This window comes from Exiguobacterium sp. SH3S1 (assembly GCF_004337105.1).
Classification (GTDB): Bacteria; Bacillota; Bacilli; order Exiguobacteriales; family Exiguobacteriaceae; genus Exiguobacterium; species Exiguobacterium aurantiacum_A.
The window spans coordinates 62,836-83,308 of record NZ_SJUW01000003.1; the positions used below are offsets into that span (position 1 = coordinate 62,836).

The 20,473-nt window shown below is 53.0% G+C and carries 24 protein-coding genes and 1 riboswitch; of the genes, 18 read left to right on the top strand and 6 right to left on the bottom strand.

The features are described from left to right. Nucleotide 1: 1 nt before the first annotated feature. Nucleotides 2–106, top strand: a riboswitch (TPP riboswitch). A gap of 80 nt (nucleotides 107–186) precedes the next feature. The 8 genes from EVJ26_RS04740 (at nucleotide 187) to EVJ26_RS04775 (ending at nucleotide 4,824) form a co-directional block, all read left to right on the top strand. Further along, nucleotides 187–429, top strand: a complete 243-nt coding sequence (locus tag EVJ26_RS04740) for a thiaminase II/PqqC family protein (protein ID WP_370454200.1) — start codon at nucleotides 187–189, stop codon at nucleotides 427–429. Nucleotides 430–465: 36 nt separating this feature from the next. Next, nucleotides 466–615 (top strand): hypothetical protein, encoded by a 150-nt coding sequence (locus tag EVJ26_RS04745; RefSeq protein ID WP_201738332.1) that lies wholly within the window; start codon nucleotides 466–468, stop codon nucleotides 613–615. Continuing rightward, nucleotides 593–1,225 (top strand): thiamine phosphate synthase, encoded by a 633-nt coding sequence (thiE, locus tag EVJ26_RS04750; protein WP_131469923.1) that lies wholly within the window; start codon nucleotides 593–595, stop codon nucleotides 1,223–1,225. The genes EVJ26_RS04745 and thiE overlap by 23 nt, the downstream gene beginning before the upstream one ends. A gap of 23 nt (nucleotides 1,226–1,248) precedes the next feature. Then, nucleotides 1,249–1,884: an SDR family oxidoreductase gene (locus EVJ26_RS04755; RefSeq protein ID WP_131457576.1), complete on the top strand. Its 636-nt coding sequence runs from the start codon at nucleotides 1,249–1,251 to the stop codon at nucleotides 1,882–1,884. 269 nt (nucleotides 1,885–2,153) lie between these two features. Continuing rightward, entirely contained in the window at nucleotides 2,154–2,552 is a 399-nt protein-coding gene (gene tnpA, locus EVJ26_RS04760; RefSeq protein ID WP_131469925.1) for an IS200/IS605 family transposase, read from the top strand. A 4-nt stretch (nucleotides 2,553–2,556) separates the two neighbouring features. Beyond that, nucleotides 2,557–3,633, top strand: a complete 1,077-nt coding sequence (locus EVJ26_RS04765; protein WP_131469927.1) for an RNA-guided endonuclease InsQ/TnpB family protein — start codon at nucleotides 2,557–2,559, stop codon at nucleotides 3,631–3,633. A 206-nt stretch (nucleotides 3,634–3,839) separates the two neighbouring features. Next, on the top strand, nucleotides 3,840–4,289 hold the full coding sequence (locus EVJ26_RS04770; RefSeq protein WP_131457573.1) for an OsmC family protein: 450 nt from the start codon (nucleotides 3,840–3,842) through the stop codon (nucleotides 4,287–4,289). 97 nt (nucleotides 4,290–4,386) lie between these two features. Continuing rightward, complete coding sequence (locus EVJ26_RS04775) at nucleotides 4,387–4,824, top strand: GNAT family N-acetyltransferase (RefSeq protein ID WP_131457572.1); 438 nt, start codon at nucleotides 4,387–4,389, stop codon at nucleotides 4,822–4,824. Here EVJ26_RS04775 and EVJ26_RS04780 read toward each other — a convergent pair whose 3' ends face one another. After that, nucleotides 4,825–5,271, bottom strand: coding sequence for a DUF4385 domain-containing protein (locus EVJ26_RS04780; RefSeq protein WP_131469929.1), 447 nt, complete (start codon nucleotides 5,269–5,271; stop codon nucleotides 4,825–4,827). It lies immediately after the preceding gene. A 68-nt stretch (nucleotides 5,272–5,339) separates the two neighbouring features. Here EVJ26_RS04780 and EVJ26_RS04785 point away from each other — a divergent pair, with 68 nt between their 5' ends. The 7 genes from EVJ26_RS04785 (at nucleotide 5,340) to rbsB (ending at nucleotide 11,724) form a co-directional block, all read left to right on the top strand. Continuing rightward, nucleotides 5,340–5,894 carry a GNAT family N-acetyltransferase gene (locus EVJ26_RS04785; protein ID WP_131469931.1) on the top strand — a complete coding sequence of 185 codons (555 nt, stop codon included), beginning with the start codon at nucleotides 5,340–5,342 and terminating at the stop codon, nucleotides 5,892–5,894. Nucleotides 5,895–6,079: 185 nt separating this feature from the next. Further along, nucleotides 6,080–7,063: a LacI family DNA-binding transcriptional regulator gene (locus EVJ26_RS04790; protein WP_131457569.1), complete on the top strand. Its 984-nt coding sequence runs from the start codon at nucleotides 6,080–6,082 to the stop codon at nucleotides 7,061–7,063. Next, complete coding sequence (rbsK, locus tag EVJ26_RS04795) at nucleotides 7,060–7,944, top strand: ribokinase (protein WP_131457568.1); 885 nt, start codon at nucleotides 7,060–7,062, stop codon at nucleotides 7,942–7,944. The genes EVJ26_RS04790 and rbsK overlap by 4 nt, the downstream gene beginning before the upstream one ends. Then, entirely contained in the window at nucleotides 7,944–8,333 is a 390-nt protein-coding gene (gene rbsD / locus EVJ26_RS04800; protein WP_070329456.1) for a D-ribose pyranase, read from the top strand. Before rbsK ends, rbsD begins: the two co-directional genes overlap by 1 nt. 11 nt (nucleotides 8,334–8,344) lie before the next feature. After that, nucleotides 8,345–9,823, top strand: a complete 1,479-nt coding sequence (locus EVJ26_RS04805; protein ID WP_131457567.1) for a sugar ABC transporter ATP-binding protein — start codon at nucleotides 8,345–8,347, stop codon at nucleotides 9,821–9,823. Nucleotide 9,824: 1 nt separating this feature from the next. Continuing rightward, complete coding sequence (locus EVJ26_RS04810) at nucleotides 9,825–10,790, top strand: ABC transporter permease subunit (protein WP_131468387.1); 966 nt, start codon at nucleotides 9,825–9,827, stop codon at nucleotides 10,788–10,790. 22 nt (nucleotides 10,791–10,812) lie between these two features. Beyond that, nucleotides 10,813–11,724: a ribose ABC transporter substrate-binding protein RbsB gene (gene rbsB, locus EVJ26_RS04815; protein WP_070329453.1), complete on the top strand. Its 912-nt coding sequence runs from the start codon at nucleotides 10,813–10,815 to the stop codon at nucleotides 11,722–11,724. Between the two features lie 39 nt (nucleotides 11,725–11,763). On the opposite strand, the gene EVJ26_RS04820 is transcribed toward rbsB, so the two are convergent. Further along, nucleotides 11,764–13,161 (bottom strand): 6-phospho-beta-glucosidase, encoded by a 1,398-nt coding sequence (locus EVJ26_RS04820; RefSeq protein ID WP_131468385.1) that lies wholly within the window; start codon nucleotides 13,159–13,161, stop codon nucleotides 11,764–11,766. Nucleotides 13,162–13,365: 204 nt separating this feature from the next. Here EVJ26_RS04820 and EVJ26_RS04825 point away from each other — a divergent pair, with 204 nt between their 5' ends. After that, a complete protein-coding gene (locus EVJ26_RS04825) occupies nucleotides 13,366–14,235 on the top strand; it encodes a MurR/RpiR family transcriptional regulator (protein WP_131468383.1) in 870 nt (289 codons plus the stop codon). A 33-nt stretch (nucleotides 14,236–14,268) separates the two neighbouring features. On the opposite strand, the gene kynB is transcribed toward EVJ26_RS04825, so the two are convergent. From kynB to EVJ26_RS04845, 4 genes are all read right to left on the bottom strand, one after another. Further along, complete coding sequence (gene kynB, locus EVJ26_RS04830; RefSeq protein WP_131457563.1) at nucleotides 14,269–14,895, bottom strand: arylformamidase; 627 nt, start codon at nucleotides 14,893–14,895, stop codon at nucleotides 14,269–14,271. Nucleotides 14,896–14,907: 12 nt separating this feature from the next. Further along, the gene (gene kynA, locus EVJ26_RS04835; RefSeq protein ID WP_131457562.1) at nucleotides 14,908–15,747 is read right to left on the bottom strand and encodes a tryptophan 2,3-dioxygenase; all 840 of its coding nucleotides are present in this window, start codon (nucleotides 15,745–15,747) and stop codon (nucleotides 14,908–14,910) included. 11 nt (nucleotides 15,748–15,758) lie between these two features. Then, nucleotides 15,759–17,036: a kynureninase gene (kynU, locus tag EVJ26_RS04840; RefSeq protein ID WP_131469933.1), complete on the bottom strand. Its 1,278-nt coding sequence runs from the start codon at nucleotides 17,034–17,036 to the stop codon at nucleotides 15,759–15,761. Between the two features lie 127 nt (nucleotides 17,037–17,163). Next, nucleotides 17,164–18,678, bottom strand: a complete 1,515-nt coding sequence (locus tag EVJ26_RS04845; protein WP_131469935.1) for a BCCT family transporter — start codon at nucleotides 18,676–18,678, stop codon at nucleotides 17,164–17,166. A gap of 166 nt (nucleotides 18,679–18,844) precedes the next feature. On the opposite strand from EVJ26_RS04845, the gene EVJ26_RS04850 reads away from it, so the two are divergent. Next, nucleotides 18,845–19,693, top strand: coding sequence for an HAD family hydrolase (locus tag EVJ26_RS04850; protein WP_131439428.1), 849 nt, complete (start codon nucleotides 18,845–18,847; stop codon nucleotides 19,691–19,693). Between the two features lie 606 nt (nucleotides 19,694–20,299). Further along, nucleotides 20,300–20,461: a hypothetical protein gene (locus EVJ26_RS14455; RefSeq protein ID WP_167615757.1), complete on the top strand. Its 162-nt coding sequence runs from the start codon at nucleotides 20,300–20,302 to the stop codon at nucleotides 20,459–20,461. Nucleotides 20,462–20,473 lie beyond the last annotated feature (12 nt).

Sequence of the window (20,473 nt, forward strand, 5' to 3'; positions counted from 1 at the left end):
TGTTTGCCACTAGGGGAGTCGCTTGACGCGGCTGAGATGGACGAGGTCCAGACCCTTTGAACCTGATCTAGTTCACGCTAGCGGAGGGAAGTGGGCGAAACGTCCTGTCTCACACTCTTTGTGTATGGCCGACGCCGCTTCCGTTATGGGAGGCGGCGTCTTTTTTATGCAAAGGAGGAGAATACGATGACGTTTACCGCACATATCCGCCAAGAGGCCGACGCCTTGTTTGAGGCGAGTTTCCACCATCCGTTCGTCCGCGCGCTCGGAGACGGGACGCTCGACGAGGCGAAGTTTCGGCATTACGTGATGCAAGACTCGTACTACTTGAATCAATTTTCGAAAGTTCAGGCTAAAGGGGTGACTCTTGCCCCGAAGATGGAACTTGCGAGCCGTTTTTTGACGCACGCCAGCTCGATCCGGTCATGATCGCTAACAGCGGAGCACGCGAACGGACGGACGGTTATGGAAGCGGCACTAACGGAAAAACAGTTCATCCATATTGCCATCGCCCACGGATTACAGATCGGCAGCGGGCATGGACTGACAAATCATTGGGCGTACAACAAGCACCCGAAGGAGGTGGTTTCCATTGAATCCATCGCCTATCGTTGAGCGATTAAAGCTCTACTTCATCTGCGGCACGGCAGATACGTTTGACCTCGTTCAGACGGTCGAAACGGCGCTTCAATGCGGCGTGACATGTTTTCAATTTCGCGAAAAAGGTAAAGAGCCACTGTATGGGGATAAAAAAGAAGCGATGGCACGAACGTTGCATCCACTTTGTCGACAGTACCGTGTCCCGTTCATCGTCAACGATGACGTCGAGCTGGCAATCAAACTCGATGCGGACGGAGTTCATGTCGGACAAGAAGATGCGATAGCCGAAGTCGTTCGTCGGCGAATCGGTTCAAAGAAGTGTCTCGGTGTCTCGGTCCACTCGCTCGAGCAAGCCGCAACGGCTTCGAGATATGCCGATTATGTCGGAATTGGGCCGATTCATCCGACTGTGTCGAAACAAGACGCGGCCGAAGTGAACGGAACGGTGCCCATTCGGCAAGTGCGAGCCCGGTTTCAGCATTTGCCAATCGTGGGGATCGGTGGAATCATGCCTGAACACGTCGAAGCGATTCGGCGTGACGGGGCTGACGGCGTAGCTGTCATCTCGGCCATTGCTTCTGCACCGGACGTGGCCATGGCCACACGGCGTTTCGCTTGTCTCTGAATTTTATTTGAGGAGGAAGACAGATGAACGTATTTGTAATTGGAGCGAATGGACAGATTGGAAAGCAACTCGTAGAACGATTGAAGCAGGATGGGAAGCACGAAGTCACCGCGATGGTACGGAAACAAGAGCAGCTAGACGAGTTCAAAGCGAACGGCTATCAGGCGGTTCTCGGAGACTTAGAAGGTGATGTCGAGACGTTGAAGCAAGCGATGAGCGGCATGGACGCAGTCGTGTTTGCGGCCGGTTCGGGCGGCAGCACGGGAGCCGACAAAACGTTACTTATCGACCTAGACGGTGCAGCCAAAAGCGTCGAGGCGGCCCAAGCGAACGGTAACATCAAGCACTTCGTGATGCTCAGTGCCTTGAAAGCGGAAGACCGCTCGGCATGGCCTGATTCGATGAAGCCATACTACGTGGCGAAACATCATGCGGACCGTTTGCTCGAACAGAGTGGACTCGATTATACGATCGTCCGTCCAGGCGCGCTCACAGACGATGCCGGTACAGGCAAAGTGAACGTCGACAACGTGACGACGGGTGAGATTCCGCGGGCGGATGTCGCAGCGTTCTTGGCCCATGTCATCGGTCGACAAGAAGCGGCAAACAAAGCCATCGACTTGGTCAAAGGTGACACTGCAATCGAAGAAACGATATAAACCATGCGAGCGAGCGGATTCGAATCCGCTCGCTTTTTCGCGGTGATGTGACCGAGCGATGTACCAAATCAAGTAGCAAGGAAAAACGACTATGCGATTTGCGATGACGCGTTACAGAATTTGCGAACGAGAAAGCCCACTCCTTTAGTGGTGGGATGAACGTGAGCTTGATTTCGGGGTCCCGCTAGTCGGAACTTCAGAAATCTACAAGCAGAATCTTATTCCAAGAAAATGTATCACTAAAACAAACAAAGTGATACCATAAACGTATGAACAACTACAGAAGAACCAAAACCACCGTGTCGATGATCCGTTATCATTTCGTGTTCTGCCCGAGGTATCGCCGAAAACTATTTGATGACGATTTGTTCGAGCGACGATTCAAAGAGATCGTCCGTGATGTCTGCGAAGAGCTCGACATTCGACTCATCGCCATCGCGTGTGATCGGGACCACACGCATCTATTCTTGTCGGCGTTGCCATCCCTCAGCCCGTCTGACATCATGGCGCGCATCAAAGGCGTCTCGTCGAAGCGGCTAAGGGAGGAGTTTCCGCATCTCACACATCTCACGAGCCTCTGGACGAGATTTTTCTTCGTCTCGACGGCGGGAAACGTCTCCAGTGAGACCATCAAACGTTATGTCGAGGAACAAAAGACAAGGGGGTGACACCGTGTCACAGGCATTGACCGTGAACATCAAACTTCATCCGACAAAAGCGCAACAGTCGATCTTAGAGCGGATGATGGACACCTATATCCGCACGACAAACCAGCTCGTCTCGGACATGGTGCAGGCTCGAGAAAGCCTAAAACTGACGAGCAAAAACGTGAGTTCCGACCTGCCCAGCGCCGTCAAGAACCAGGCCATCCAGGACGCGAAGAGCGTGTTCAGGAGGGCGAAGAAGAAGGGCTTCCAGGTCGTCCCTGTCCTCAAGAAACCGTACTGCACCTGGAACAACCAGAACTACTCGTTCGACTTCGAGTCGATCTCCTTCCCCATCATAATCGACGGCAAGGTCAAAAAGACGGCGATCCGCGCCGAGATAGTCGAACCGGACAACCGCCACGCCACGCTCCTCGCGCACAAGCTCGGGACGCTCCGCATCACGAAGAAATCGAACAAGTGGATCGCCCAGATCGCCGTCACGGTCCCCACGACGGAGAAGGGGGGCACCAACGTGCTCGGGGTGGACCTCGGCCTGAAAGTCCCCGCCGTCGCGTCCACAAGTTGTGACAAGGTGCGATTCTTCGGGAACGGGCGCGAGAACAAGTACATGAAACGCAAGTTCCGTGCGAAACGGAAAGAGCTCGGTCAAAAGAAGAAACTGAATGCGATCAAGAAACTGAACAACAAAGAGCAGCGCTGGATGAAAGACAAAGATCACAAGGTCAGTCGTGAGATCGTCGGCTTCGCGAAAGAGAATCATATTTCTGTCATCCGCCTAGAAAAACTGGCGAACATCCGACAGACGGCAAGAACAAGCCGTAAACACAACAAGAACCTGCACACCTGGTCGTTCTATCGCTTGGCATTGTTCATCGAGTACAAGGCAAAGCTCGAAGGGATCAAGGTCGAATATGTCAATCCGGCCTACACCTCTCAAACCTGTCCTTCTTGTGGCGAACGAAGCAAAGCGAAAGACCGGACGTACGCCTGTCCGTGTGGATTCAAAAAACACAGAGATCTAGTCGGTGCGATGAACATCCGATACGCACCTGTGGTCGATGGTGACAGTCGGCCAGCCTGAGAACCTATAGGGTCTGTCTTAGGAGGGGTGATGGCACACCCTCATCTGAAGGCTTGGACAAAACAGAAATGGACTGCGTCCGCACGGGCACTTCAGAATCCCACTCATACCGAAGGGGTGAGCTTGCGGCTTTAGCCGTGGGAGTGTCAAACGGTCCGACATAACGGGAACGATAGTAGAGATGTGATTTCAAAGGAGGAGATGGGATGTCAGAAAAACCATTAGTGACGATGCGGGCCGAGGGCGAAGCGACGAGCGTGAAGACGACGGTGCACGTGCGCGACCTGGAACCGTTTATCGTTGATGAGCCGGAACGCCTCGGCGGGACCGATGCCGGACCGAATCCGCTCGAATATTTACTCGGGGCGCTATCATCGTGTACGACGATCACGATTGCCTATGTCGCGCAAGACCAGGACTTTAACTATGAAGGTGTGACGTTCGCGACGGAAGGGACGCTCGACCCGCGCGGCTTCCAAGGCGTCGAAGGGGTCCGGACTTATTTCGAGAACGTGCACGTCAACATCGTGCTTGACACGACCGAGTCGGATGAACGGATTGAGGCGCTGCAAAAAGGTGTCGAGGCCCGGTGTCCGATCCATAACTTGATGCATGCGGCCGACGTCGACATCACGGCGACATGGACCCGTAAATAACGAGAGGATGGGGGCAACCCATCCTTTTTTGTATGGAGCGACAGGGATTTTTCGTGTAGGACACGAACAGGAGTAAGACGTGAGACAGGAGGCGCAAATGGAAATTCGTCCTATGACAGAAAAAGACGCCCATGCGATCCAAGCGTGGACGTATGAGCCGCCATATGATTTTTATAACCAAGTAGCTTCGGCCGAAGGCATCAACGAGCTGATGACGTATTGCGCGGTCCATAATCAAGGGCTATATGGCTTTTTCTGCCTCGGCACATACGCCCAAGTCCCGAACGCGACGTATGACTATAGCGGGACGTACGTTGATATCGGGCTCGGGATGCATCCGGCGCGGACCGGACAAGGACGTGGTCGAGCGTTCGTCGAGACAGTGATGCGAGAAGCCGAGCGAGAAGGCAGACCACTCCGATTGACCGTGGCTGTGTTCAATCGACGAGCCATCTATTTGTATGGACAGCTCGGCTTTCAACAAGTCGCTTCGTTTGAAAAAGGGACGACCCGCTTTATTGTCATGGTCAAATGATCAACCGTACTGTTTCTGATGAGCCTTCTTACGTTTCAAGTAGTCCTCGTCAGCCCGAATCTCGTCCCACTGCACTTTAAAGATGCGTGCCGATTCGGCTTTCTCTTCGTCGATTTGGCGATCGTGAATAGCGCCGTCGTCTTTATACTTGCGGCCGCCTTTATAGTTCGCGTAACGACGGGCCCGGGTATGGCCCATCTGGATGAATTTCCGCGCCATGTCCATGCCGACGAAATCATCGTTTGCCCGATATGCTTCAAACAGCTCCATGATCTCATCGGCAGATTGGCGGGCGATGTCCGGTGTCTTAAAGCGCCAGTGCGGCAAAATCTCACTCTTGTAAGGTTCGACGAGCAACACACCTTGTTCACCGCGTCCGACGCGATAGAGCTCGGGGTGTTTTCGGAAATCGATCGTCTCAAAATCAAGATCATAATCAAACGGCATCGTCATCCCTCCTCTGTTCCGTTGTTCCCGGAACGGAGGCGAGGGAAACGAGCGAAGGAGTAGCTGACATGATTCTATTAGACACAGAACGGCTACGGCTCAGAGCGTTTCAGCTCGATGACGCCGAAGCGATGCATCGCTATGCGAAGAATAAGTGGGTCGGACCGATGGCGGGCTGGGCCCCGCACGAGTCCGTCGACGAGACGCGGGACGTCATCCGTATGTTCCAGCAAGATCAAGACGTCTGGGCGATCACGTTGAAAGCGACCGGCGAACTGATCGGCAGCATCGGTTTGCACGACCGACGCCCGGACCCGGATATCCAACACGACAACCAGCGTGAAATCGGCTACGTGCTCAGTCCGGATCATTGGGGGAGAGGCTACGTCCCGGAAGCGGTGCGTGAGCTGCTTCGTCACGGATTTGTCGACCTTGGTTTAGAACTGATCTGGTGCGGTTATTTTGACTTCAATGACCGGTCGCGTCGTGTCGTCGAGAAGTGCGGTTTCACGTATGCGTTCACGACGACGCAAGAGCTGACTCGGTTGGACGGACGGACCGTTCGAAGTTTAGTCTATGTCATCACGCGTGATGATTATGACAACCGCTCATCTCTTAACTAAGGGAGCAGAAAAACGTCAAAAGATTTCGAGTAGAGGCGCGTCGTCCCTGGTGGATAGACGCGCCTCTATTGTTAATTATTAGCTAGGAAAAATCGAAGTTTTTAAATTTCTTAAAAAATAGTTGATATGTAACCGGTTACACATTATGCTTGTTTTGTAAGCGTTACCAAAGAAGGAGGGGCGAGATGGCGACAATCAAACAAGTGGCCAAACGAGCGAACGTTTCTGTCGCGACCGTGTCCCGTGTCATGAACAATAACGGATACGTAAGTGCAGAAGCGCGGGAAGCCGTCGAGCGGGCCATCGCCGAACTTGACTATGCCCCGAACCGAGTCGCGCGTTCATTATTTAAAAAGACATCGGGCTTGATCGGCTTGATCATGCCGGACATTACAAATCCGTTCTTTCCACAGTTGGCCCGAGCGATTGAAGACGTGGCCAACCAGCATGGCTATCAGGTCGTACTTTGCAACACAGATGAGCAACTTTCAAAAGAGCAGACGTATTTGGTCGCTCTTCAGACGATGCATGTCGATGGACTGATTATTACGACGAACCATTCGGATAACCCGAACTATGAAAAGTTAGAACTACCGATGGTGGCGTTAGATCGTATCGTCAAGCCGGGGATTGATGCAGTCATCTCGAACGGGTATGAAGGTGGACGCCTCGCAGCGGAGACGCTGTTGAGCTGTGGGGCAACAAAGCTTGCTCATATCGCTGGGCCTAAGCACCTCCTAACGGTAAGGCGACGGACAGATGGTTTTCTCGACGTGGCGGGTGACCGGCTCGTCGGGATGACACATTCTAGTTTCGCATTCAAAGAGGCACTCACAGCGGCACAAACATTATTTGACGAGTATTGGCCGTTCGACGGCGTGTTTGCCGCCAATGACGTCATCGCCGCCGCAGTCTTGCAGGAAGCGGTGCGTCGCAACGTCCGGGTGCCTGAAGACTTACAAGTCATCGGGTATGATGGCATCGAATTAGGTGAGATGACGTCTCCGCCACTCACGACGATTGCTCAACCGATCTATGAGATGGGGCGACGAGCGACCGAGCGGCTTCTTGATTTGATTGAAAAGAAAGAGACCGCTACAAAAGAAATTTTATTGCCTGTCACACTGACAGAGCGACAGACGACGAAACGAAAGGGGCATGACGCATGAACCGAATTGTTGTCATCGGGAGTGTATCTATGGATTTGGTTGTCACGACAAATAAACGTCCGCAGGCTGGAGAGACTGTCATCGGGAATACATTTCAGACGGTACCCGGTGGAAAAGGCGCCAACCAAGCAGTGGCTGCCGCTCGACTAGGTGGTCAGGTCGAGATGGTCGGTTGTATCGGATCCGATGAATTTGGGAATATAATCCGTCAAAACTTTGAACAGAACCAGGTTGGGACGCGTCATTTGCGAACGATTGGCGAAGAAGTGACAGGGACGGCGCATATCGTATTAGCAGACGGCGATAACTCAATCGTCGTCGTTCAATCCGCGAACAAGCATGTACGCTTCACCGACGTGGAGTTGGAGCAACTGCTTGATGATCAGACGCTTGTCTTGTTGCAACTAGAAATTCCGATTGAAACCGTCGAACAAGTGAGTACGTACTGTCATCAGCGAAATATTCCAGTCCTGTTAAATCCGGCGCCGTCTCAAGCGCTCACGAGTGAGTTACTTGAAAAGGTGACTTACGTGACGCCGAACGAGCACGAATGCCGCGATCTATTCGGCGACTTGCCGATTGAAGACGTATTGCGCCGTTACCCAAACAAATTGATTGTGACAGAAGGAGTAAGAGGTGTTCGTTTCTTCGACGGGAAGACGATTCAACATATCCCAGCCATCCGGGCGAATGTCGTCGATACGACCGGAGCGGGAGATACATTCAATGGCGCTCTCGCAGTTTCCCTCGTGGAAGGAAACAATTTAGAAGAAGCCGCGCGTTTTGCCGTCGTAGCTTCGGGCATGAGCGTGGAAGGGTTCGGGGCTCAAGGCGGGATGCCGAACCGAGCCGACGTGATGAGACGATTGGAGCGAGTGTGATGAAAAAACATGGGATTCTCAATAGTCATTTGGCAAAAGTCTTTGCTGACCTGGGACATACGGATACAGTCGTCATCGCCGATTGCGGACTGCCGATCCCGAAAGGAGTAAAACGGGTCGATTTAGCGCTCCGTCTCGGCGAGCCGTCATTTCTTGATGTGTTGAATGCGGTTGAGGCTGACATGGTCATCGAACAGATTACGGTGGCGGACGAAGTGTTCACCGAGAACGAGCCGATTGCTAAAGCGTTGACTGAACGATTCGAAACGGTCAAGACGTGCTCGCATGAAGCGTTCAAGCGCGAAGTCGAGCAGGCGAAAGTCGTCATTCGTACAGGTGAAGCGACACCGTATGCGAACGTCATTTTACACGCCGGCGTTTTATTTTAAGGAGGGGTTCGATGCACATCCAGTTGAAACGCATCCATAAGTCATTCGGTCCGGTGAGTGTATTGAGAGGTGTGGACTTTGAACTGTTACCTGGTGAAATTCACGCGTTGATGGGTGAGAACGGGGCCGGGAAATCGACGCTCATGAAAGTGATGACCGGTCTTCACGCGCAAGACGAAGGGGATGTCCAAATCGATGGTGCCGTGCGGCAGTTCAAACATCCGAAAGAAGCAGAACGAGCCGGCATCGCCTTCATCCATCAAGAGTTGAATATTTTGCCGGAATTGACGGTGATGGAAAACTTGTTCCTCGGTCGGGAGTTGACCGGTCCGTTCGGTGTCATCAAGCAACAAGAGATGAAGCGCCGCGCCCGGGAATATTTGGCCGAGCTGAACGTATTCATGGAAGTCGATGAGCTCGCTAAAAACTTATCCGTCGGTCAACAACAGATGATTGAAATCGCGAAAGCACTCATGACAGACGCGAAAGTCATCGTTATGGACGAACCGACGGCCGCCTTGACCGACCGTGAGATTCGGGCGTTGTTCTCGGTTTCGCGTGCACTGTGTGACCAAGGCGTGTCCATCATTTATATTTCCCATCGGATGGAAGAGATTTTTGAACTGTGTGACCGCATCACCGTTCTCCGGGATGGGGTGTCGATCGGGACCCATCCAATCGCCGAGACGTCATTTGAAGAAATCGTCAAAGAGATGGTCGGACGCGAGATCGGGGAACGTTATCCGGACCGGACCGCCACGATTGGCGACGTCGTCCTCGCAGTTGATGGTTTGATAGGTAACCGGTTCCACAACGTCTCGTTCAATGTACGGGCGGGTGAAATCGTCGGTTTCTCAGGATTGATGGGAGCCGGTCGGACCGAGGTGATGCGCGCCTTGTTCGGCGCCGATCGAACAAAAGGCGGTGTCGTCAAACTGAATGGAAAAGAAATAAGAATCAAACGGCCGGCTGATGCGATTCGTCACGGTATCGCTTTTTTGACAGAGGACCGAAAAGGCGAAGGGTTGCTCCTCGACTTCTCGTTACGAGAAAACTTGTCGCTACCAACGCTCGATAAACGGGCGAAAGGCACAATCATCTCGAGACAAGACGAGGAGCGCTTCGCGGACGGTTATTTGAAGAAGCTGCGTGTCAAACATCATTCGATGGAACAAAAAGTGAAGTCGCTTTCTGGCGGGAATCAACAAAAAGTCGTTCTAGGCAAGTGGCTTGGTGTCGAACCAGATGTGTTAATCCTTGACGAACCGACACGAGGAGTCGATGTCGGGGCGAAAAAAGAAATTTACACGATTATGAGCGAACTGGCAGAGGCAGGTGTCGCAATCATCATGGTATCTTCGGATTTACCCGAGGTGCTCGGGATGAGTGATCGGATCGTCGTCATGCGAGAAGGCGTCGTCACAGGGACGTTAGCAAAAGACGAGGCGACGCAAGAAAAAGTCATGACATATGCGACAGGAGGACAATGATATGGAATTGAAAGCAACGGCTGCGCTGCAGCGACCACAAAAGCTCGGATGGGGGCAAAAACTCGGTCCACTGTTCGGATTACTTGCCATCATCGTTGTGGTGACGGCTCTCGAACCAGGATTTCTCTCGTTGAACAACATCTTTAACGTCTTGCGGCAAGTTTCCATCAACGCCTTGATTGCGTTCGGGATGACGTTCGTCATTTTGACCGGAGGAATTGATTTATCAGTCGGGTCGATTCTCGCCCTCTCTTCGGCGTTTGTCGCCGGGATGATGGTCGACGGCCAACACGCTGTCATGGCGATCGCGCTCGGATTGATTGCGGGTGCCGTGCTCGGTGCGTTTAACGGAGCCGTCATCACATACGGGAAAGTCGCGCCGTTCATTGCGACGCTGGCGACGATGACCATCTACCGAGGGCTGACGCTCGTATACACGGATGGCCGGCCAATCACAGGTTTAGGAGACTCGACTTGGTTTGAAATGTTAGGGCGCGGCTACTTATGGATCATTCCGGTGCCGGCGGTCACGATGTTGATCGCGTTCGGCATACTCTACTTCATCTTGAAAAAAACGACGTTCGGCCGCCATACGTACGCGATTGGCGGTAATGAGGAAGCCTCTAAACTGATGGGGATTGGCGTCAACAAAGTCAAAGTGATGATTTACTCGTTGTCAGGCATGTTGGCAGCGTTAGCAGGAATCATTTTAACGTCACGTCTCAATTCGGCTCAGCCGACGGCAGGTACTTCATACGAGCTTGATGCGATTGCGGCTGTTGTTCTCGGGGGAACGAGTCTTGCGGGCGGTCGCGGATGGATTGTCGGAACATTGATTGGCGCTCTAATTATCGGCACGTTGAATAACGGCTTGAATCTTCTCGGCGTCTCGTCGTTCTTCCAACTCGTCGTCAAAGGGGCCGTCATCTTATTCGCGGTGCTACTTGATCGCAAACAAAACGCGTAATCATCGAAAGGGGAAACAGAAGATGAAAAAATGGACAGCTTGGCTACTCGTACTGACAATGGTCATGATGGCGGCTTGTTCGACGGAACAACCGGGAACAAGTTCGGAACAAGAACCAAAAGATGGGGACTTTAAGATCGGACTCTCCATCTCTACATTGAACAATCCGTTCTTCGTCGCCTTGAAAGATGGAGCTGAAGAAGAGGCGAAGCAACTCGATGCGACACTCACTGTGGCGGACGCACAAAACGATGCGGCGAAACAAGTGAGTGACGTCGAAGATATGATTCAAAAAGGCATGGACTTGATTTTGATTAACCCGACAGATTCCGAAGCAGTCGGAGCCGCTGTTCAAAGCGCGAACGATGCCGGTATCCCTGTCATCACGGTCGACCGGAACGCAGAATCGGGAGAAGTCGTCGCCCACGTCGCGTCAGACAACGTCGCCGGCGGGAAGCTCGCTGGTGAGTACATGGTTGAACTTGTCGGGGAAGGCGGGAAAGTTGTTGAATTAGAAGGTATTCCAGGAGCATCGGCAACACGCGATCGCGGTCAAGGCTTCAACGAGGCAATCGATGGAAAACTCGACGTCGTGGCCAAGCAATCGGCAAACTTTGACCGGGCCCAAGGCTTAACGGTCATGGAAAACATTCTCCAAGACAATAAAGATATCGTCGCGGTGTTCGCGCACAATGACGAAATGGCGCTCGGTGCAGTCCAAGCATTGAGCAGCGCCGGATTGAGCGACGTCAAAGTCATCGGTTTCGATGCGACGGATGACGCGGTCAAAGCTGTCGAAGACGGAACGATGGCCGCAACGGTGGCACAAAAACCGACAGAGATCGGAAAACTCGGTGTCGAAGCAGCCGTCAACTACTTGAAAGGTGAGACCGTGGAAGAAAATATTCCGGTCGACCTCGAGTTGATCAAATAATGAGAACAGCCGGCGTATCTTAGATGCGCCGGCTGTTTTTTATGCGTGCTCGATTGGACGGAGCGCTTGAACGACTTCGTCTCTGATCGTGACACCGCTCGCTTCGAGTTCGGCGATTTTGTCAGCGAACTGAGGCAGGTGAGCTTTATGGGCGATGAGTAGTTCATCAAGCACCCGTTTCGCGGTCTCGCCGCTCGGGATGAGCGGATTGATGATAAACGCTTGAAGAGCAAGTCCGTAATTCCCAGTCACAGCTGCTTCTTCGACGCACAGCTCCATGTTTTTCATGACTTGGAGCCACCCTTTTTCGGCTGGTGCGAGTGAGCCGAACGCGATCGGTTTCGCGCCGTTAGCACCGATATAGGCGGACACTTCGACGACGTCGTCCGGAGCAAGGTCAGGGACGGCCCCGTTGTTTTTCGTCGAGACGACGATGTGCGTGTTTTTATTCGCATAGATCGAGGCGATCGTCTCGCACGCCGCGTCCGAATAATGGGCGCCGCCCCGCTTCGACAGTTGCTCCGGCTTATGGTCGAGGTGCGGATCTTTATACAGTTCGAACAGCTCGGCTTCCGTCTGTTTCACTTGTTCGGCCCGTGTCCCGACAGCCGGATCTCGGTACTCTCCGAGCATATGGGCGAGCATCTCTTCGGCGCGATAATAGTAGCGATGGTAGCCGCACGGGATCATATTCATCTGATGCAACTGTTCTTTAAAGAACGGCATATCGTGAATATTGGCCGGAATCCCGGCATCCGCATCATACATCTTGTCGATAATGTCGCGCGTCACATCACGACCGGTCACGTCATGCACGCGGTGCCAGTGGAAGTGATTCAATCCGGCGAAAGAGTAAATCAAGTCTCCCGGTTTCTTGCCGATCAGTTCCGGTTCGGCCATCATCGCATTGACCGGGACGTTGCAAAGTCCGATGACTTTGTCCCAGTTCCCGTATCGGATGATGGCGTCTGTCACCATGCCGCTCGGATTCGTGAAGTTGATGAGCCAGGCGTTTGGACAGAGCTGTTTCATATCTTCGACGATGTCGAGAATGACAGGAATCGTCCGGAACGCCTTCAAGATGCCGCCGGCCCCATTCGTCTCTTGCCCGACCATGCCGTAGGAGAGCGGAATCCGTTCGTCTTTGATCCGAGCGTCGAGCAAGCCGACACGGAACTGCGTCGTCACGAAGTCGGCGTCTTGTAACGCTTCCCGGCGGTCGAGCGTCAAATGCACTTGGACGTCATATGGCGACGCGTCCCACATCCGCTGTGCCATCTGCCCGACAATGTCTAGTTTCTCTTTGCCGGCCTCGATATCGACGAGCCAAATCTCGCGAATCGGCAACTCCTCGTAACGCTTGATGAACCCTTCCATCAATTCTGGCGTGTAGCTGCTGCCGCCACCGATCGTGACGAGTTTGATTCCGGTTGTCATTTCAATCTCCTCCTCATATAGTTCACAAAAAATTGAGCGGTGTGTAAATGGAATTGACTGCTTGATGTATTTCCTCTTGTCCATTTCAGTATAGAATATAGAGAAATGAACACAATAGATTTACAGACAACTCCGAAAGCGTTTACAAAACAAAACAAAAAAAGAATTATTTTTGTGAATTTCATTCACGAGAGGAGACCAGATATGTTGTTGACCGAAAAGCTGAAACAAGATTTGTTCTCACCGTCGGAACGAGGCGTCATCGATTATTTATTTGAACAGCGGGAACACATCTCCACCCAAACGATGAAACAGATTGCTGAGGCGACGTACACGCACCCATCGATACTAAGTCGAATCGCCGAAAAGCTCGAGTTCTCGGGTTGGGTCGATTTGAAGACTGTTTTTTTAGAGGAGATCGACTATTTGAACCGTCACTTCTCGACGATTGACGCCAACTATCCGTTTGTAGCCGAAGACGGATTGATGACGGTAGCGAATAAGGTGGCGGCGCTGAAGCAGATGACGATTGAAGACACGTTGTCGCTTCTCGACCATGAGGCGTTCGAACAAGCCGTGACGATGTTACATGAGGCCCGGCATATTAAAGTCTTTTCAATCATTCATAACTTGCTGCTCTGCCACGACTTCAAGTCCAAAATGAATCGCATTGGCAAGCAAGTCACACTATGTGAGGTGGACGCCGAGTTCGAGGCAGCGAACTCAGATGAAGGGACGTGCGCGCTCCTGATCTCGTATACAGGGGAGAGTGATTATACGGTCGGCCTCATTCCTTATTTGAAGAGCCGCCGGGTGCCGGTGCTCGCCTTGACGAGCCTCGGCGAGAATGCGATTTCAAATCAGGCAGATTGCACGCTCCGTTTGACGACGCGCGAGCGGCTCTACTCCAAAATCGGAAGCTTCACTTCGAACGACTCGATTCACTGTCTGCTCGACCTCTTATACGCCGGCATATTCTCGAAAGACTACGATGAAAATTTGGCGTACAAAATTCAAATATCCAAGCGGTTCGACCACCGCAAGAGCTCGAGCGAGGTCATGCAAGAAGACTAAAGGCACCCCTTCACGCGAAGAGGTGCCTGTCGATCAGTCGAGCGAACGTAGGAGCGCGCGCACCGGACTACCATCGCCTTCCACAATCGGTAGCGGGACGGCGTTCAATTCGTAATCCCCGGGCGCGATCGCATCGAGGACGAGCCCTTCGAGGATGTGGACGCCGTTCCGCGCGAGCGCGTGGTGGGCGTCCATGTCTTTACTGTCGATGGCGTCGACCGATGGCAGGTCGAGACCGATCAAATAAATACCGAGCTGTCCCAACCGCTCGGCGAGGGATGGCGTCAGTTCCGGGATCTGGCTTGGAAATTCAGCTTTGTTCGGCCATCCGTCCGTCTTCAGGATGAGGCGCTCGACACCGGTCAAGTCGAATCCGTCCAAATCACTTGCTTCAATCTTTTGTCGCCCGGGCAAATGAATGACCCGGACCGGTCCGATGTAGAGCCCGGGGTCGAGGTCGATCACCCGCTTGCCGGCATCGTCGAAATGGAACGGGGCGTCAATATGTGTGCCTGTATGTAGACTCATCGTCACTTTGCCGACGTTGACGGAGCCGCTGTCCGCCATCGGCCAAGCGATCTCGTAGTTGAACGGGGTATCGCCCGGCCATGTCGTGATCGAGTCTTCGAGCGGCTGTGATACGTCAATCCATGGTGTCATCGTCATGTCTCCTCACAATTTTGTCCGGACGGTCCATAGTTCAGGGAAGAAACGGTGGTCGAGGACGCGGCGTAAGTAGTTCACGCCGGACGATCCACCCGTGCCCATTTTTTGACCGATGATCCGTTCGACCGTGCTCATATGGTTGAAGCGCCACATCTGTTGTTGGTTGCCGATGTCGAGCAACTTCTCTCCAAGTTCGTACAAGTCCCAATACGTGTTGACGTCCCGGTACACGGCGGCCCAAGCGTTCTCGACGCTCTCGTTCCACTCCCAGTCTTGCGTCACGTCCCGGTTGAGCACGTCCGCGTCGATATGCAGTCCGCGGCGGTGCATCTCATGGACGGTCACGTCATAGATGCTCGGTGCGTTCAGTGACGCCTCGAGGAGCGGATACAGTGCCTCGTCATGGGCATAGACACTGAGCGTCCGTGCGTTTTTAAAGCCGAGCGCGAATTCAATCTGGCGGTTCTGGTACGATTGGAAACCAGATGACGAGCCGAGCTCGTCACGGAACTCTAAGTATTCGGCCGGCGTGAGCGTCGCGAGGACGCTCCATGATTGGATGAGCTGTTGTTGGATTTTCGAGACGCGGGCGAGCATTTTGAACGAGCGTTCGAGCTCACCCGTTTCGATGGCTGTCACGGCCGCCGTCAACTCATGCAAGATCAACTTCATCCACAGCTCACTCGTCTGGTGGATGATGATGAACAGCATCTCGTCGTGGTGGTCCGACAGGCGATGTTGACTCGATAAGATCGGGTCGAGCTGTAAATAGTCGCCATACGACATGGCTTTTGAAAAGTCAGTTTGAATCGATTGCTCGACTTTATGTTCGATACGTTCACTCATCGTTAATCTCCTTAAGCCACGACTTCACGGACGTTCTCGAACGCCTCGTATTCTTTGTTGTCCATTATTTTTTTCAAGATCATGACGACGTCGTACACGTCGGTGAACGTGTTGTAGAGCGCGACCGGTGCGAGGCGGATGATGTTCGGCGCCCGGAAATCAGGAATGACACGGTGTTGTTTGAGCGCTTTACAGATACGAGCCGCTTCCGGATGCTCGAGGCTCAAGTGGGCACCGCGCTTTTTTTTGTCACGCGGGCTGCCGATGACAAAGCCGTGCGGTGCGAGCAGTTCATCGATCAATTCGGTCATATACGTCGTTAAGGCGAGCGACTTCTCACGAATCGCTTCCATGCCGACTTCATTGAACATCTCGAGCGCGCCGAGTTGTGGCGCGAGGCTCATGACGTGCGGTGTCCCGATTTGGAACGCACCGGCATGTTCAGCCGGTGTCATCGTATGGTCCATGTCGAACTGCTTGTCTTTTCGTGATCCGAACCAACCGGCAAGACCTGGCGTCGTCCCGAAATGACGCTCGTGGACGAACAGCCCACCGACACTTCCCGGTCCGCCGTTCAAATGCTTATAGTTGCACCAGTAGGCGAAGTCGACGCCCCAATCGTGAAACGCGTGCGGGATGGCGCCGACCGAGTGGCATGCATCAAAGCCGATCAAAATATCGCGTTCGTGTGCGGCTTTGGCGAGTCGGGCCATGTCGAGAATCTGACCGCTCCGGTATAACACCGTCGGCAAGACGATGAGCGCGATGTCGTCAGTCATGGCGGCGATGATGTCATCCTCATTTAAATAACGACCGTCACGACTCGGCACTTGCACGAGATGTTCGGCCGGATCGAGATCGCGTAGCAGGAGTTGGCTTTGGAGTGCGTAAATGTCCGACGGGAACGTCAGCGCATCGGCGAGAATCTTCGTCCGTTTGCCGACCGGTTTAAAGAACGTGGCGGCGAGCTGATGCAAGTTGACGGTCGTCGATCCGGTGACCATGACTTCATTGGCGCTCGCACCGATGAGCGGCGCGTTGAGTGCGGCCAGCTCTTCTGACAGATTGAACCACGGATGGCGCCCCGACATCCAGCCGTCGATTCCGAGTTCTTTCCAGTCGCTGAGCGATTCGAGCAACGTCTTCTCGGCTCGTTTCGATAACAGACCGAGCGAATTCCCGTCCATGTAGATCCCGTCCTGCGGCAAGTAAAACTCTCCCCGGTAGCGTGCGAGCGGGTCGCTTGCGTCTCGCGTCTCCGCATAACCGCGTGTGAAATCTTGAACCATACCATTTCCCCCTTTGACTATCGTGCCATGCTGACAAAAGCGTAGCAATCGGACGCATACGTGTCAACACGGACCGACGCATCGAGACAGCAATAGAGCCGCCATGAAATCGGCGGCTCAGACAAACTCATTTGATTTTTTTGATGTTCTCTTGACGCAACAAGCTGAACAGCGTGTACACCATCAAGATTAGAATGATCGTGAACGGCAGGGCCGAGATCAAGGAAGCGGTCTGTAGCCCCTCGAGTCCGCTCGCGATGAGCAGGACAGCGGCGATGCCACCGAGCAAGATGCCCCAGACGATGCGGACGGAAAGCGGCGGGTTCAATCTTCCGTTAGTTGTCATGCTGCTGATGATATACGTCGCCGAGTCGGCCGACGTGATCAAGAACGTGAGAATCAATAAAATCGACAAGACAGACAGGATGAAACTGAACGGCAGTTCGGCAAACGTGACGAACAAGGCGCTCGTGACGTCGGCATCAACTGCCTGGGCGATCGATGTCCCTTCAAACAAGTCGAGATGAAGGGCGGTTCCGCCGAACACAGCGATCCACATGAGCGCGATGAACGGTGGTACGACGAGAACACCGACGATGAATTCGCGAATCGTACGGCCTCGTGAGACACGAGCGACGAACGCGCCGACGAATGGCGACCAGGCGATGGCCCATGCCCAGTAGAAGATCGTCCAGTCCCGTACCCACGTCCCTTGTTGATACGGTTGGAGACGGAGGCTATAGCGGATAAAGTTTTGCAAATAGTCGCCAAGCCCGAGCGTGAACGTCTCTAAGATGAAGATGGTCGGACCGGCGAAGAAGACGAACACCATCAATACGAGTGCCGTTCCGAGGTTGATGTTACTGAGCCATTTGATCCCGCGATCGAGACCGGTCGTCGTCGACGTCAAGAACAAGGCGGTCAATACGACGATGATGAGGACTTGGACGAGTGCCGTGTTCGGCAACCCGAAGACGCTATTCAGCCCGCCATTGATTTGCAGGACGCCGAGCCCGAGCGACGTCGCGACACCCATGACTGTCGCGATGACGGCAAAAATATCGATTGCTTGGTTGAGCGGTTGTTTGTAAGGCCGTTCTTTGATGAGCGGGGATAGACTTGTCGAGATCCGTCCATCTGTGTTCCGGCGAAACTGGAAGTAGGCGATGATCAATCCGACGATGGCGAAGACGGACCATTGACTGACGCCCCAGTGAAAGAACGAATAGGCCATGGCGAGTCGGGCTCCCTCGACTGTCAGTTCAGTCGTATCCGCATAGGGGGGCGTGATGAAGTGACTCATCGGTTCAGCGACGCCCCAAAAGACAAGCCCGACCCCGAACCCGGCCGAAAATAACATTCCGATCCAAGTGAAGAACGGGTATTGTGGGCGATCGCTGTCTGTCCCGAGACGAATCTTTCCGTACTTGCTGAAAGCGAGGAAGATTAAGAAGAGGACGAAAAAGAAGACGGCGAGTAAGTAAAACCAACCGAACGCCTGGGTCGTGAAGTTGAAGATACTGCCGGCGATGTCAGCAAATAATGTCGGGCGAATCGCGCCGAATAAGACGAGCAGGGCAATGATGCTCGTAGAGATGTAAAACACACGATTCAAACGTGGTTTTTCAGGTGAGATGTTCATAAAAAGCTCCTTTCTGAACGGACAAATATTATTGGGAACTAATAATAAATTCCCTAATTTTGAAATCAGGAAACCGGAGTTTTCATTAACTGTGCAATCTGACAGTTGAGACTGAGCGAATCAGGGAATTAGAATGAAGATAAGCATGCTGAAAGGAGAGAATCAAATGAAATTGATTGCCATCGACTTAGACGGGACGTTATTGTCGCGCACCGGTGTCATCACGGAAGCGAACCAACAAGCAATCCGGCGACGCCAGGAGCGCGGTGATTTGGTCGCCATCTCGTCAGGACGCTCGATCCATGATATCGAGGAAATTTTGAAGCGGAGCGAGTTGACGTGCCCGATCCTTTCCGGGAACGGGGCGATCGCATTTTATGAAAATGAACGTATTTACTATCACGCCCTCCCGAAACAAGTCGTTCAGGAGTTATGGGACGTGGCGCATGAGCATGATACGTACGTCGAGTTTTATACGAACGCCGGTGTCAAAGTGTTGCGCACGGGTACCGACTTGTTAAAAGGCGAATTAGATGAGGTGTTGCCGCACGACCAGTCGTTCACCCGAGAGTGGGGCGAGCGGGAGATCGAGATTCAAAATGAACAGTTCGGCCTGACGTACGTCGATACGATTGATGAGATTGATTTTGAAGCCGATGAAGTGTACAAAGTGTTCATCTATTCGTTCGATCGTCGTAAGCTGCATAAGCTACGGAAGCTGTACGAGCCGCGGACTGATATTTTGATCACGACGGCGGGATGGACGAAGATTGAAATTGGACATCCGAAGGCGAGTAAAGGCATGGCGCTGAAGCAGCTCGCCGAGCATCATCAGATCCCGCAAGAAGAGATCGTTGCGATCGGGGACAACTTGAATGATATCTCGATGTTCGAGGTGGCGGAGACGAGAATTGCGATGGGCAACGCGGTCGATCCGCTAAAAGACATCAGTACCCATATTACGAAAGACGTCGAGGCGGATGGAGTCGCGTATGCGCTGGATCGTTATGTATGAGCCGAAATTTTGAAGAAATGGTGAACTAGGGTTCGTCGCTGGGCAGAACGGCTATTGTATTAATGTAGTCCTCATTCAACGTGTTGAGCTGAAAGGGGGCAACGAATGAAACAAAGATTCAGTCGTTGTTTGGCCGAGGCCGGCTCGGTGAAACGAGAGACAGCATGTCAGAAAAATCGACCTGTGTGACCGTCCTTCATATCCGATCTGTCGTCCACCTTGCGTATGTTAAAACGGCAAGGGGCAGACAAACATGATGCTTTGGGGAAGCAGACGTCAACAGGTATCGATTTTTCTGGAAACAGAGGTGAGCAGGACGAGGTTCGTGACAGATTTCATTTTTCACAGTCGAAGTGTCGGTAACATGCCAATCCGGAACCGATTTTTTGCTTCTGTGCCAGGCTATATCGACCTCTAGACGAATGTACGCTCAGAAATCATTGCGTGAATCGCGTCGATTTTCTAGCACGTATTTGACCAATCCGCTGGGACGGTCGATCGAGATGTTTCTCGATCGGGTGAAAGTCCGCTTTTTTAGAAAATGCTCACCGTTAAGCGCCACACGTGTGGCGCTTTTTCTTAGGTGATGAATGAAGGGGTGAATCTATGCCGAAATTGTACTGGCTCGGCACGTTCGTGAGCGGACTGCTGCTCATGTCAATCGGAGAGGCGAGCGCGGTGCCGCGCGTCGTCCCGTATTTTTTGATGGCGGTCGGTGTGACCGGCTTTTTAGTCCAATCCTGGTTCGAACAAAAACGACGCCGTTGACACGGCGTCGTT

What these genes read in the sequence shown, in the direction of transcription:
- rbsK (WP_131457568.1), top strand. Translation starts at nt 7,060, where the DNA reads ATGAACCGAATTGTTGTCATCGGGAGTGTATCTATGGATTTGGTTGTC.
- EVJ26_RS04740 (WP_370454200.1), top strand. Translation starts at nt 187, where the DNA reads ATGACGTTTACCGCACATATCCGCCAAGAGGCCGACGCCTTGTTTGAG.
- EVJ26_RS04785 (WP_131469931.1), top strand. Translation starts at nt 5,340, where the DNA reads ATGATTCTATTAGACACAGAACGGCTACGGCTCAGAGCGTTTCAGCTC.
- EVJ26_RS04770 (WP_131457573.1), top strand. Translation starts at nt 3,840, where the DNA reads ATGTCAGAAAAACCATTAGTGACGATGCGGGCCGAGGGCGAAGCGACG.
- EVJ26_RS04790 (WP_131457569.1), top strand. Translation starts at nt 6,080, where the DNA reads ATGGCGACAATCAAACAAGTGGCCAAACGAGCGAACGTTTCTGTCGCG.
- EVJ26_RS04755 (WP_131457576.1), top strand. Translation starts at nt 1,249, where the DNA reads ATGAACGTATTTGTAATTGGAGCGAATGGACAGATTGGAAAGCAACTC.
- kynU (WP_131469933.1), bottom strand. Translation starts at nt 17,036, where the DNA reads ATGGTTCAAGATTTCACACGCGGTTATGCGGAGACGCGAGACGCAAGC.
- kynB (WP_131457563.1), bottom strand. Translation starts at nt 14,895, where the DNA reads ATGACACCATGGATTGACGTATCACAGCCGCTCGAAGACTCGATCACG.
- EVJ26_RS04780 (WP_131469929.1), bottom strand. Translation starts at nt 5,271, where the DNA reads ATGCCGTTTGATTATGATCTTGATTTTGAGACGATCGATTTCCGAAAA.
- EVJ26_RS04805 (WP_131457567.1), top strand. Translation starts at nt 8,345, where the DNA reads ATGCACATCCAGTTGAAACGCATCCATAAGTCATTCGGTCCGGTGAGT.
- EVJ26_RS04775 (WP_131457572.1), top strand. Translation starts at nt 4,387, where the DNA reads ATGGAAATTCGTCCTATGACAGAAAAAGACGCCCATGCGATCCAAGCG.
- EVJ26_RS04825 (WP_131468383.1), top strand. Translation starts at nt 13,366, where the DNA reads ATGTTGTTGACCGAAAAGCTGAAACAAGATTTGTTCTCACCGTCGGAA.
- EVJ26_RS04745 (WP_201738332.1), top strand. Translation starts at nt 466, where the DNA reads ATGGAAGCGGCACTAACGGAAAAACAGTTCATCCATATTGCCATCGCC.
- EVJ26_RS04850 (WP_131439428.1), top strand. Translation starts at nt 18,845, where the DNA reads ATGAAATTGATTGCCATCGACTTAGACGGGACGTTATTGTCGCGCACC.
- EVJ26_RS04820 (WP_131468385.1), bottom strand. Translation starts at nt 13,161, where the DNA reads ATGACAACCGGAATCAAACTCGTCACGATCGGTGGCGGCAGCAGCTAC.
- EVJ26_RS14455 (WP_167615757.1), top strand. Translation starts at nt 20,300, where the DNA reads ATGCCGAAATTGTACTGGCTCGGCACGTTCGTGAGCGGACTGCTGCTC.
- EVJ26_RS04845 (WP_131469935.1), bottom strand. Translation starts at nt 18,678, where the DNA reads ATGAACATCTCACCTGAAAAACCACGTTTGAATCGTGTGTTTTACATC.
- kynA (WP_131457562.1), bottom strand. Translation starts at nt 15,747, where the DNA reads ATGAGTGAACGTATCGAACATAAAGTCGAGCAATCGATTCAAACTGAC.
- rbsB (WP_070329453.1), top strand. Translation starts at nt 10,813, where the DNA reads ATGAAAAAATGGACAGCTTGGCTACTCGTACTGACAATGGTCATGATG.
- EVJ26_RS04810 (WP_131468387.1), top strand. Translation starts at nt 9,825, where the DNA reads ATGGAATTGAAAGCAACGGCTGCGCTGCAGCGACCACAAAAGCTCGGA.
- rbsD (WP_070329456.1), top strand. Translation starts at nt 7,944, where the DNA reads ATGAAAAAACATGGGATTCTCAATAGTCATTTGGCAAAAGTCTTTGCT.
- tnpA (WP_131469925.1), top strand. Translation starts at nt 2,154, where the DNA reads ATGAACAACTACAGAAGAACCAAAACCACCGTGTCGATGATCCGTTAT.